Raw genomic sequence first — 11207 nt, 5'->3', positions numbered from 1 at the left:
GGGGTTGGTTCCGACAGAAAGTGCAAGATCGGCGCGGGGAAGGGTGGAGGTCATACCGCCGCTTCGGCACCGGGACGGGTCGTGCCCGGCGAGCATGGGGGCATGGACTCCGCGCTCGACCTGCTCCGACAGCTCGTCACCTCACCATGGGTGTACCTGCTGATCTTCGGGCTGACCGCGGTCGACGCGTTCTTTCCCGCCGTACCCGGCGAGGCGGCCGTCATCACCGCCGCCGTCCTCTCCACCGGCGGAAATCCCAACCTGGCGGGGGTGATCGCCGCCGCCGCGGTGGGCGCCTGCGCCGGCGACCACATCTCGTACGCCATCGGGCGCGGCGGCGGCGCGAACCGGCTCGCCGGGTTTCCCGACGGCAGCCGACGGCGGGCCAGCTCCGAGTGGGCCCGACGCGCGCTGGACCGGCGCGGCGGGCTGATCCTGACCACCTCCCGCTACCTGCCGGGGGGCCGGACGGCGGTCACCCTCACCATGGGCGCGGTCCGGTATCCCCGCCGGTCGTTCCTGCTCTACGACGCGATCGCGACGGTCACCTGGGCCCTGTACTGCGGGCTGCTCGGCTACTTCGGTGGGCTGGCCTTCGAGCGCCACCCCATCAAGGGCGTCCTCGCCGGGCTCGGCCTCTCGGTGCTCGTCACGCTGGGCATCGAGGGCATCCGCTGGATACGCCAACGGGCACGCCGCCACGCCTCCTCCCGGCGCTGACCTGCCTCCGGCCAGCTCACAGCAGGTCCGCGTCGTACACCAGGATGGCCAACTGCACCCGATTGCCGGCCTGAAGCTTGGCCAGCGCGCGACTGACGTGTGCCTTCACGGTGGCCTCGCTCATCGTCAACCGCCTGGCGATCTCCGCGTTGCCGTGCCCGCGGGCCACCTCCCGGACGACCTCCCACTCCCGCGTCGTGAGCGTCGCCAGCCGCTCCCGAGCAGCCTCCCGGCGGGCCGGACCACGCTCGGCGAACGAGCTGATCAGGCGCCGGGTGACAGTCGGGGCGAGCATCGCGTTCCCGGCGGCCACCGTGCGGACGGCGGCGGCCAACTCCCGGGGCGGGGTGTCCTTGAGCAGGAAGCCGACCGCCCCGGCCCGCAGCGCCCGGTGCACGTACTCGTCCAGGTCGAAGGTGGTCAACATGATCACCTTGGGTCCGGCGGCGACCACGTCGGGCGCGACGGTCAGCCCGTCGACGCCCGGCATCCGCACGTCGAGCAGCACCACGTCGGGACGCAACCGCTGGGCCTGCTCCAACGCGCCGACGCCGTCCGCCGCCTCACCCACCACCGTGATGTCCTCGGCCGCCTCCAGGATCAGCCGCAACCCGGCGCGGAGCAGTTGTTCGTCGTCGACAACCACCACCCGGATCACGCCACACCCGCCACCGGGATCAGGGCGCGGACCAGGAAGCCGCCGTCCACGGGCGTCGCCTCCAACCGCCCGCCGAGCAACTCCACCCGCTCGCGCAGCCCGAGCAACCCCTGTCCGGCACCGGGCAGGGACCGGCCGCCCTCGGACGGGCCGTTACGGACCCGCACCTCCAGCCCGTCGGGCAGGTAGCGCAGACACACTGTCGTCTCGGCGTCGGCGGCGTGCTTACGCACGTTTGTCAGCGCCTCCCGGACCACCCGGTACGCCGTACGCCCCACCGTCGCCGGCAACGCCGACGGAACTCCCTCGTCCCGCCGGTGCACCAGCAGCCCGGCGACACGGGACTCCCCGATCAGCTCGTCCAGCGCGTCGAGCCCCCGCTCCGGCAGCACTGCCGGACCGGCCTGCCGCAGCACTCCGAGCACCTCGCGCAGGTCGGTGAGCGCCTCCCGTCCGATCGTCCGGATCAGCGCGGCCGCCTCGACGGTCGCCGGGTCGACAGCGGTCACCTCCAGCGCCCCGGCGTGCACCACCATCAGCGAGACCCGGTGCGCGACCACGTCGTGCATCTCGCGGGCGATCCGGGTCCGCTCCTCCGCGCGGACCCGGTCGGCGCGGGCCTCCTGCTCGCGTTCCAGCCGCTCGGCCCGGTCCCGCAGGGCGGCGAGCGTGTCCCGGCGTGCCCGCACCCAGAGACCGAACACCAACGGAAGCCCGACCAGACCTGCGGCAAGCAGCACGACGTTGCCGGTGGTGGCGGTGGTGATCCGGCGTACGCCACCCACCGCCAACCCGACGAGCGTCCCGCCGGCCAGCACCACCGCCGCACCGACGAGGTAGCCGACGAGCCGGCGACCCCGCAACCGCAACCCCGCCTGGTACGACGCGACCACTCCGGCGGCCGCGGCGGCGAGCACCAACCAGCCGACCGCCGCGGCCAGGAACAACGGCCAGCGACGGGTCCGGACCATGCTGGCGGCCCAGCCGGAGCCCACCGCGATCAGCAGCGCGACCGCGCCCGGCAGCGGCGAGCGGACCCCCAGGTCGCCTGTCGCGCTGCCCCACACCGCCGTGACGACCAGGACGGCGAGCAGCAGCGGGGCGAACCGCTCGACGACCCGCCGGAGGGCGACGGCACAGGGGGCCACGTGGTGAGCGTAGGACTCCGCCGCCGGCTCGGATCGCCCCACGCCGTCGAATGCGGGTGCGGTGGGGGATGACCCCGATCCGGCGTCCGGGCCGATCCAGACCTAAGTAGTGGCGTCCCGCTGACCACTGGCCGATGGCGGGAGCCACCGCTCGCACCAGCATCGGGGGCATGGATCTGCTCGATCTGCTGCACGAGACGATGTCCTCGCCCTGGGTGTACCTGGCGATCTTCGCGATCGCGGTGCTCGACGGCTTCTTCCCGGTGGTGCCGAGCGAGACGGCGGTGATCACCGCCGGGGTGTTCGCGGCCTCCGGTGCGCCGTACCTCCCCGCGGTGGTCGTGGTGGCCGCGTCCGGTGCCCTGATCGGGGACCACATCTCGTACGCCATCGGCCGGGGCGGTGGCACCCGGCTACTCGACCGGCTACCACCCGAGGGTCGGCGCAGGGCCGCCATCGAGTGGGCCCGTCGAGGGATCGCCACCCGGGGCGGTCTCATCCTCACCGTGGCCCGCTATGTGCCGGGCGGTCGGACGGCGGTCACCCTCACCATGGGCGCGGTGCGCTATCCCCGCCGACGGTTCCTGGCCTTCGACGCTCTCGCCGCCGGCTCGTGGGGGCTCTACTCCGGGCTGGTGGGCTACCTCGGCGGGATGGCCTTCGAGCAGGACCCGCTGCGGGGGCTCCTGCTCGGTCTGGGCCTCGCCCTGGGGGTGACGACGATCGTCGAGGTGGTCCGCTGGCTCGGCCGGCGTCGCCGATCCGGGCAGTCGGCGTCGACGACCGAGCCGGCGAGCCGGGTGCCGGTGCCGTGACCTCGGGCGGCCGGGTCGGTGCGCTGACCCTGGACGGCCGGGTCGGTGCGCTGACCCTGGACGGCCGGGTCGGTGCGCTGACCCTGGACGGCCGGGTCGGTGCGCTGACCTCGGGGCGGTCAGTCGGCGGCCGGACGCCAGACGGCGCCGTGCAGGAGTTGGCCGGCGCCCAGCCAGGCCACGTTCATCATCCGGGTGGCGGTCTTCTCCGGATCGGCCTCCGGGTGGTCCGCGAGCCAGTCGGCAAGCGACTCGGTCGCGCCGACCAGGGCGTACGCGACGACTTCCAGGTCGACGGCGGTGATCTCCCGGCCCTCGGCGCGCAGGGCGTGGTCGAGCATCCCGGCGACGACCTCGACCAACCGGGCCCGCATGGTGGCCAGTTCACCGGCGAACGGCTGCTCACCCCGCGCCTGCCGGTAGAGCACCGCCCAGCCGTCGCGGTACGCGCCCACGAAGCCGAAGAACGCCTTCAACCCGCGCCAGAGTCGAACGTCTGCCGGCAGGTCGGGGGCGGCGGCACCGGCGATGGCCTGCATCATCCGGGTGCCCTCCCGGTGCAGACACGCCACGAAGAGTTCCTCCTTGGTGCCGAGGTACGCGTACACCATGGGCTTGGAGATGCCGGCATCCTCGGCGATCTCGTCCATGCTGGCGGCGTGGTAGCCGCGCCGGGAGAAGACCTTGACGGCCGCGTCAAGCATCTGCTGCTCACGAACGGCACGTGGCAGGCGCTTGAAGGCGGGCGGCGTGGACACCTTGCGAGCATACCTACTCGTGCGTAGGGTTACGCACGAGTAGCCATATCTTCCGGAAGGCGCACCTGATGACTGACTTCGACCCGGCCAACTTCGCCAACGTCGGCCCCAAGGAGTTCGCCCAGCTGGTCAAGTCCACCCCGGACGACAAGATCGCCCAGGTGATGTCCGGTGACCTGCGTGGCAAGGTCCTGGGCGAGGTGTTCGGCCGGATGCCGTCGCTGTTCCGCGCGGACCGGGCCGGCTCCACGAACGCGGTCATCCACTGGATCATCACCGGTCGGTCGGATGGCGGCAGCGACACCTACGAGGTGGCCATCGCCGACGGCAAGTGCGTGGTGAACGAGACCCCGCAGCACGACCCGAAGCTGAGCCTGACCATGGGCCCGGTCGAGTTCCTGAAGATCGTCTCCGGTGGCGCCAACCCGGTGATGATGTTCATGACCGGCAAGCTGAAGGCGAAGGGCGACCTCGGCCTCGCCGCCAACATCGCCAACCTGTTCGACATCCCCAAGGCCTGACATGGCCGAGTTCTCGCTCGACCTGAACGAGGAACAGCGGGATCTACGCGACTGGGTGCACGGCTTCGCGGCCGAGGTCGTGCGCCCGGCCGCCGCCGAGTGGGACGAGCGCGAGGAAACCCCGTGGCCGGTGATCAAGGAAGCCGCCAAGGTCGGCCTCTACGGCTTCGAGTTCCTCGCCACCTGCTGGGCCGACCCGACCGGGCTCTCGCTGCCGATCGCCAGCGAGGAACTCTTCTGGGGTGACGCCGGCATCGGCCTCTCCATCTTCGGCACCTCGCTCGCCGTCGCCGCCATCTACGGCGCGGGCACCCCGGACCAACTGGTCGAGTGGGTGCCGCAGTGCTTCGGCGACGTCGACTCGCCCGCCGTCGCCGCGTTCTGCTCGAGCGAGCCGGAGGCGGGGTCCGACGTCGGCGCCATGCGCACCCGGGCCGTCTACGACGAGGCCACCGACGAGTGGGTGCTCAACGGGCAGAAGGCGTACGCCACGAACGGCGGGATCGCCGGAGTGCACGTGGTCACCGCCTCGGTCGACCCCACGCTCGGCTCCCGGGGGCAGGCGGCGTTCGTCGTACCCCCCGGCACCCCCGGCCTGGCCGCGACCCGCAAGCTGCGCAAACTCGGCCTCCGCGCGTCCCACACCGCCGACGTCTTCCTCGACGGGGTACGCGTGCCCGGCCGCTGCCTGCTCGGCGGACGGGACGCCCTGCTGACACGCCTGGACCGGGCCCGCAGCGGTCAGCGGGCCACCGGGCAGGCCGCGATGCGCACCTTCGAGCTGACCCGACCCACCGTCGGCGCGCAGGCGCTCGGCGTGGCGCGGGCCGCCTACGAGTACGCCCTGGACTACGCGAAGGACCGGGTCCAGTTCGGACGGCCGATCATCGAGAACCAGGCGGTGGCGTTCGCGCTCGCCGACATGCGAATGGAGATCGACGCGGCGCGACTGCTGGTCTGGCGCGCCTCGTGGATGGGCCGCAACAACCGCCCGTTCACCGCGGGCGAGGGATCGATGTCCAAGCTCAAGGCCGGCGAGGTGGCGGTGTCGGTCACCGAGAAGGCGGTGCAACTGCTCGGCGGTGCGGGTTTCCTGCGGGACCACCCGGTCGAGCGCTGGTACCGCGACGCCAAGATCTACACCATCTTCGAGGGCACCTCCGAGATCCAACGACTCGTCATCTCCCGCGCGATCTCCGGGATGCAGATCCGCTGACCGGCCCGCAGCTCGCCCGGCCCGCCTCGGCGGAGCCGGGCGAGGAGGCCGCGGCACACGCATACCGCGCCGCCACCGGATTCCACGATCTGTGCCGTGTTCATCACCCCGCGCGGACGTGAACTGGGCCTTCCGCCGCACCCAGTGCATGATCAAGGAAGACGCCCTGCTGGACGGGGAGATCCGCTGCCCCGTCCGCGCACCACCCCGAGGAGGTCTGCGGCATGGACCTGCCGTTCATCATCGCCACGCTGACCCGTCGTGGACTGCTCACCCCCGGCAGCCCCGTCCGGGTCGCCGCGCAGCTCAACGCGTTGCGGACGTGGGGATGGAGCCTGGGCGGCGAGTTGCGCCAGGCAGCCGCCCGGGACCCCGGCCGGCCGGCGGTCATCGACGAGAACGGCGTCGAGCTGACGTACCACGAGCTGCTCGACCGGGCCGAACGGATGGCCCGCTCGATGCGGGCGGGGCTCGGCGTCCAGGCCGGCGACCGGATCGGCGTGCTCTGCCGCAACCACCATGGGCTGATCGAGACGATCGTCGCGGCCACCCTGCTCGGCGTCGACGCCGTGCTCGTCAACACCGGGCTCTCCGCCGCCCAGTTGGCCACCGTGGCCGAGGAGCAGCGGCTGCGGCTGCTGGTCCACGACGACGAGTTCGCCGACCGGGTCCTCGGCCTCCCCGCCGAGCTGCCACGCCTCGACGAACGGGCCCGCGACGAGTTGGTCGCCGGGGCGATACCGGGTGACCTGCAGCCGCCGGATCGGGACGGTCGGATCATCGTGCTGACCTCCGGCACCACCGGCACCCCCAAGGGTGCCCGCCGACCCACGCCGAGTGGCTTCGGCCCGCTGGTGTCCATCATCGACCGCATCCCACTGCACGCCCGAGACCGGGTGATGATCGCGGCACCGATCTTCCACACCTGGGGGCTCGCCGCCCTGCAGGTCTGCCTGGCCCTGCGGGCCACAATCGTGCTGCACCGGCGCTTCGACCCGGTCGCCACGCTGGCCGCTCTCACCGCCCACAGGTGTGACGCGCTGTTCGCCGTACCGGTGATGGTGCAGCGGCTCCTGGAGGTCCCCGCGCCCGACCCGCGCCCTCCGCTCAAGGTCGTCGCGGTCAGCGGTTCCGCCCTGCCCGGCGGGCTCGCCCCGAGGTTCATGGACGTCTACGGCGACGTCCTGTACAACCTCTACGGCTCCACCGAGGTCTCCTGGGCCTCCCTCGCGGCTCCCCAGGACCTGCGCCAGGCGCCCACCACGGCCGGCCGGCCACCCCACGGCACCCGACTGGAACTGCTCGACGACAACGGGCAACCGGTGCCGCCCGGCCAGGTCGGGCGGATCTTCGTCGGCAACGAGATGCTCTTCGAGGGATACACCTCCGGTGCCAGCCGGGAAACCCACGACGGCCTGCTCGACACCGGTGACCTCGGCCGACTCAACCCCGACGGCCTGCTCTTCGTCGACGGCCGGGCCGACGACATGATCGTCTCCGGTGGCGAGAACGTCTTCCCGTCCGAGGTGGAGGACCTGCTCGCCCAACTGCCCCAGGTCCGCGAGGCGGCGGTGATCGGCGTACCCGACGCCGAGTACGGCCAGCGGCTGTCCGCGTTCCTCGCCCTGCACCCGGGCGAAACGCTCGACCCCGAGGCGGTACGCGAGTACGTCCGGCACTACCTGGCGCGATTCTCCGTCCCCCGGGACGTGATCCTCGTGAAATACCTGCCGCGTAACGCCACCGGCAAGGTGCTCAGCCGAGAGCTACGCCGCTACTACGGCTGACCGCCCCGGACCCGTCGGCGAAAACCGGCGAGTGCCGGGGCGGTGACCGCCCCCGTCAGTCGACGATCAGCGAGGGCCGCCAGTCGGGCTTGGCCCCGGCGAGGTCGAGGTGCGGGAACAGGCCCTTCGTGCCCTGCTCATCGAGAGCGCCGCGGCGTGCGTCCATCCGGACCACCATCCCCCGCACGTCGAGCACCTCCAGCCTCTCCGACCAGTCCGGATCGGCGGCAGCGTAGAAGGACGCCTGATGGCCGTCGATGGTGGTGTTCGGCGGCTCGTACAGCACCTTCCCGTCCAACTCGGCGCGGATCTTGTCGGTCATCACCACGTACGGGGAGAAGCTGACGTCCAGCGTCTTCGCCCCCGCCTTACTGTGAGCCGCGGTGGAGGTCTCGGCGCTGTACGTGATGCCGGCGTACCACCGCCAGCCGTCCGGGGTCAGTGGCCCGTCCACGCTGGCATAGATCGGCCGCAGATGCTGCGGCAACCCCGTGACCTGGGCCGGCATCCGCAGCCGTTCGGTCGTACTGAACCTGAGCGTCTGCGCCACGTGCAGGGCGGTCTCGCGGACGTCCTGCCCCGCCGCCCAGGGCGTGACGTCGACCTGGGCCCAGCCGTCCGGGGCGTACTGCCAGCGGAGGGAGAGCCGGTCGGTGTCGCCGTCGACGTCGTACACGGTGAAGGTCGCCGCCTCGCCCCGCACATCGGGTGCGGGCGCAGTGTTCACCACGGGTGCCCGTTGGTCGATGCCCATGACCTGCGGCGCCTTCGGCATCACCCCCTTCGGGTAGAGGTGGACCGAAACCCCCGCCGAGCTCTGCTTGTCACCGTCATCTCCGCCCAGAATGACACGCGTGTCACCCTGCGACAGACCCGCCGAGTAACTCAGCCTGGCCAGGCCCGACGGCAACCAACCGAACCGAACGTACTGAATGGTCGGATCGATCGTCTCCAACGCGGCCGGAATCCGGGACGTGTCGGGCGACGACGCCTCCCCGGTGGCCGGCTCCAGCGGGGCCGGGGTGTCGAGCGAGCCCAGTGACGGCGACCCGTCCGTCGGCGCAACCAGGCCCGGCACCGTGACAGCGCCGACAACCACCGCGACCACCGCCAGCGCGGCGCCCGCACCGCGCGCGTACCAGCGCTGCCGCCGCCCGGCGGTAATCGCCCGCTCGACGTTCACCACGGCGGACGGCGGCTCGGCCGCCTCGAACTCGGCGCGCATCAACCGCGCCAGATCCATCTCATCGATCATTTCCAACTCCCGTGGGCCAACACGTTGGACGGCATGCCACTCGCCGTGCCGGTCCGCATGGCGGTCGGCACGTCATTTCGGGCGGGGGCGAGCAGTCCTCGCAGCGTCGCAAGCCCCTTGGCGGTCTGGCTCTTGACGGTGCCCGGCGCGCAGCCCAGCGCCTGAGCCGTCTCCTCCACCGTCAGGTCCTGAAAGAACCGCAGCACCAGGACGGCCCGCTGCCGCGGCGCGACCTGGCGCAACGCCGCCACCAGATCGAGCCGCTCGGTGGCATCCGGGGCGGTCGGTGCGGGCCGCTCCGGCAGCAGGTCGGTGAGCAACACCCGAGCCCAGCCACGTCGCCGCTCGTCGATCAACCGCCGCATCAACATCGTCCGGACCAGCGCGTTCAGGTTGTCGGCGCGCCGTGCCCGGGACCAGTTGCGGTACAGCTCGGTGAGCACCCGCTGCACGATGTCGTCGCCCTGATGCCAGTCGCCGCACATCAGGTACGCCGTCCGGCGCCACTGCGGCAGACCGACCCGAACACACTCGGTGTAGTCGGCGTCGGCCGAAGACCGCTCGACCGGTATCCGGCTCAGTGGCATCCTCGGACCTGTCCTCCCACCGGCAACCAACAGCACGGTGATCGTCCGCAAACCCGCATCTCCACTCCTCCCGTCGCTGTGCCTCCGACACCGCTAAGTCGTGGCCGGAGCAACGCCGGGTTGCCCCTCGGGGCGACAACCTCACCAGACTGGCTCAGCTACCCCTTCGGTCGACACGCTCGACCAGGTCGATGATCGATCGATACGGCACGTGGATTGTCGGCGGGCCGTGGTGGTGGCAGATCGCACGGGGACGGCTACGACGCCCAGCTTCAAGGTGTCGTTCAGCGGCGTCTTCAGCGAACACGCTGTCCGCGCGCACGCCGATCCACTCCGCGGGCGCGGAGGCATCGCGCTACGGCCCGGAACCGGGGGTCGAACTCTCCATCAGCCCGAGCGCACCGCGGGCGTTCGCGGTCGAGGCACCCACCTCGACCCACACCCGTGGGCGTTCGCGGTCGAGGTACCCGCCCACCGATGCGGGGAGTCAGCTCGGGATCGTGATCCGGCCGTCGATCGCGGCGGCGGCGATGTCGGTGCGGTGCTGCGAGCCGGCCAACTCCACCCCGTCCACAAGCGCGTACGCGGCGTCCCGCGCGGCGGCCAGATCGGACCCGGTGGCCGTACCGCAGAGGACCCGGCCCCCGGCGGAGAGCAACGCGCCGTCGCTGGCCCGGCGGGCGGTGCCCGCGTGGATGATGCCCGGTCGGTCCGCGCCGGTGATGACGTCGCCGGTGCGCGGCGCGGCCGGATAGCCCGGCGCGGCCAGCACCACGGTGACCGCGCTGCCGTCCCGCCACCGCAGCGGCGGATGCTCGGCCAGCGTGCCGGTGGCCGCCGCGTGCAGCAGCCCGCCCAGCGGGGTCTCCAGGAGCGCGAGCACCGCCTGCGTCTCCGGGTCACCGAAGCGCGCGTTGAACTCGATCACCCGAGGGCCGGCGGCGGTGATCGCAAGCCCGACGTAGAGCAGGCCGGCGAACGGGGTGTTTCGGCGCCGCATCTCCGCGAGCGTCGGGTGGACCACGTCGCGCATGACGTCGTCGACCAGGCCGGCGGGAGTCCAGGTCAGCGGCGCGTACGCGCCCATGCCACCGGTGTTCGGCCCGGTGTCGCCGTCGCCGAGCCGCTTGAAGTCCTGCGCCGGCAACAGCGGCAGCGCCGCCTCGCCGTCGGTGACCACGAAGAGGCTGACCTCCGGGCCGTCGAGGAACTCCTCGATCACGACTCGTCCACACTCGGCGGCGTGCGCGAGGGCGGCCGACCTGTCGGCGGTCACCACCACTCCCTTGCCGGCGGCGAGACCGTCGTCCTTCACCACGTACGGGGCACCGAACTCGTCGAGCGCCCGAGCGGTGCTCTCCTCGTCCGTGCAGACGTACGCCCGTGCGGTCGGCACGCCGGCGGCGGTCATCACGTCCTTGGCGAACGCCTTGGAACCCTCCAGCTGAGCTGCCGCACCGGAGGGGCCGAACACGGCGATCCCCTTGGCACGTAGCGCGTCGGCGACCCCGGCGACCAGCGGTGCCTCCGGACCGATCACCACCAGGTCGGCGGCTGTCTCCACGGCCAGCGCCGTGACCGCGGCCGGATCCGTCGGAGTCACGGTCCGCAGCTCAGCCACCGAACCGATCCCCGGGTTGCCCGGCGCGGCAGTCAGCGCCGAAACAGCCGGATCACGTACCAGCCCGAGCGCGAGCGCATGCTCCCGCCCGCCACCACCCACCAAAAGAACCCGCACGACC

At 72.1% G+C, this 11207-nt stretch carries 11 protein-coding genes; 5 read left to right on the top strand and 6 right to left on the bottom strand.

The window, feature by feature from the left end:
* The first annotated feature begins 102 nt into the window (after nucleotides 1-102).
* Nucleotides 103-720: a DedA family protein gene (locus ACGFH8_RS08750; RefSeq protein ID WP_393365348.1), complete on the top strand. Its 618-nt coding sequence runs from the start codon at nucleotides 103-105 to the stop codon at nucleotides 718-720.
* 16 nt (nucleotides 721-736) lie between these two features.
* Here the strand turns inward: ACGFH8_RS08750 and ACGFH8_RS08745 are convergent, their stop codons facing one another.
* Together ACGFH8_RS08745 and ACGFH8_RS08740 are read right to left on the bottom strand one after the other, a co-directional pair.
* Nucleotides 737-1378: a response regulator gene (locus ACGFH8_RS08745; protein WP_393365346.1), complete on the bottom strand. Its 642-nt coding sequence runs from the start codon at nucleotides 1376-1378 to the stop codon at nucleotides 737-739.
* Nucleotides 1375-2526, bottom strand: coding sequence for a sensor histidine kinase (locus ACGFH8_RS08740; RefSeq protein ID WP_393365345.1), 1152 nt, complete (start codon nucleotides 2524-2526; stop codon nucleotides 1375-1377). The genes ACGFH8_RS08745 and ACGFH8_RS08740 overlap by 4 nt, the downstream gene beginning before the upstream one ends.
* Nucleotides 2527-2696: 170 nt before the next feature.
* Here ACGFH8_RS08740 and ACGFH8_RS08735 point away from each other — a divergent pair, with 170 nt between their 5' ends.
* Nucleotides 2697-3341 (top strand): DedA family protein, encoded by a 645-nt coding sequence (locus ACGFH8_RS08735; RefSeq protein ID WP_393365343.1) that lies wholly within the window; start codon nucleotides 2697-2699, stop codon nucleotides 3339-3341.
* Between the two features lie 119 nt (nucleotides 3342-3460).
* Here ACGFH8_RS08735 and ACGFH8_RS08730 read toward each other — a convergent pair whose 3' ends face one another.
* Entirely contained in the window at nucleotides 3461-4099 is a 639-nt protein-coding gene (locus ACGFH8_RS08730) for a TetR/AcrR family transcriptional regulator (protein ID WP_393365341.1), read from the bottom strand.
* Between the two features lie 68 nt (nucleotides 4100-4167).
* Here ACGFH8_RS08730 and ACGFH8_RS08725 point away from each other — a divergent pair, with 68 nt between their 5' ends.
* The 3 genes from ACGFH8_RS08725 (at nucleotide 4168) to ACGFH8_RS08715 (ending at nucleotide 7623) form a co-directional block, all read left to right on the top strand.
* Nucleotides 4168-4620, top strand: a complete 453-nt coding sequence (locus ACGFH8_RS08725) for an SCP2 sterol-binding domain-containing protein (protein WP_393365339.1) — start codon at nucleotides 4168-4170, stop codon at nucleotides 4618-4620.
* A gap of 1 nt (nucleotide 4621) precedes the next feature.
* Nucleotides 4622-5836 (top strand): acyl-CoA dehydrogenase family protein, encoded by a 1215-nt coding sequence (locus ACGFH8_RS08720; RefSeq protein WP_393365337.1) that lies wholly within the window; start codon nucleotides 4622-4624, stop codon nucleotides 5834-5836.
* A 224-nt stretch (nucleotides 5837-6060) separates the two neighbouring features.
* The gene (locus tag ACGFH8_RS08715) at nucleotides 6061-7623 is read left to right on the top strand and encodes an AMP-binding protein (RefSeq protein ID WP_393365336.1); all 1563 of its coding nucleotides are present in this window, start codon (nucleotides 6061-6063) and stop codon (nucleotides 7621-7623) included.
* A 55-nt stretch (nucleotides 7624-7678) separates the two neighbouring features.
* On the opposite strand, the gene ACGFH8_RS08710 is transcribed toward ACGFH8_RS08715, so the two are convergent.
* From ACGFH8_RS08710 to purD, 3 genes are all read right to left on the bottom strand, one after another.
* Nucleotides 7679-8878, bottom strand: coding sequence for a hypothetical protein (locus ACGFH8_RS08710; RefSeq protein ID WP_393365334.1), 1200 nt, complete (start codon nucleotides 8876-8878; stop codon nucleotides 7679-7681).
* Nucleotides 8875-9465, bottom strand: a complete 591-nt coding sequence (locus ACGFH8_RS08705; protein ID WP_393365332.1) for a SigE family RNA polymerase sigma factor — start codon at nucleotides 9463-9465, stop codon at nucleotides 8875-8877. Before ACGFH8_RS08705 ends, ACGFH8_RS08710 begins: the two co-directional genes overlap by 4 nt.
* A gap of 487 nt (nucleotides 9466-9952) precedes the next feature.
* Nucleotides 9953-11203, bottom strand: a complete 1251-nt coding sequence (purD, locus tag ACGFH8_RS08700) for a phosphoribosylamine--glycine ligase (RefSeq protein ID WP_393365330.1) — start codon at nucleotides 11201-11203, stop codon at nucleotides 9953-9955.
* Nucleotides 11204-11207: the final 4 nt, after the last annotated feature.

Source organism: Micromonospora sp. NPDC049175, from assembly GCF_043197345.1.
GTDB lineage: Bacteria > Actinomycetota > Actinomycetes > Mycobacteriales > Micromonosporaceae > Micromonospora.
This window is presented reverse-complemented; position numbering and strand designations above follow the sequence as displayed.

What these genes read in the sequence shown, in the direction of transcription:
- ACGFH8_RS08705 (WP_393365332.1), bottom strand. Translation starts at nt 9,465, where the DNA reads ATGCCACTGAGCCGGATACCGGTCGAGCGGTCTTCGGCCGACGCCGAC.
- ACGFH8_RS08715 (WP_393365336.1), top strand. Translation starts at nt 6,061, where the DNA reads ATGGACCTGCCGTTCATCATCGCCACGCTGACCCGTCGTGGACTGCTC.
- ACGFH8_RS08750 (WP_393365348.1), top strand. Translation starts at nt 103, where the DNA reads ATGGACTCCGCGCTCGACCTGCTCCGACAGCTCGTCACCTCACCATGG.
- ACGFH8_RS08720 (WP_393365337.1), top strand. Translation starts at nt 4,622, where the DNA reads ATGGCCGAGTTCTCGCTCGACCTGAACGAGGAACAGCGGGATCTACGC.
- ACGFH8_RS08735 (WP_393365343.1), top strand. Translation starts at nt 2,697, where the DNA reads ATGGATCTGCTCGATCTGCTGCACGAGACGATGTCCTCGCCCTGGGTG.
- ACGFH8_RS08710 (WP_393365334.1), bottom strand. Translation starts at nt 8,878, where the DNA reads ATGATCGATGAGATGGATCTGGCGCGGTTGATGCGCGCCGAGTTCGAG.
- ACGFH8_RS08725 (WP_393365339.1), top strand. Translation starts at nt 4,168, where the DNA reads ATGACTGACTTCGACCCGGCCAACTTCGCCAACGTCGGCCCCAAGGAG.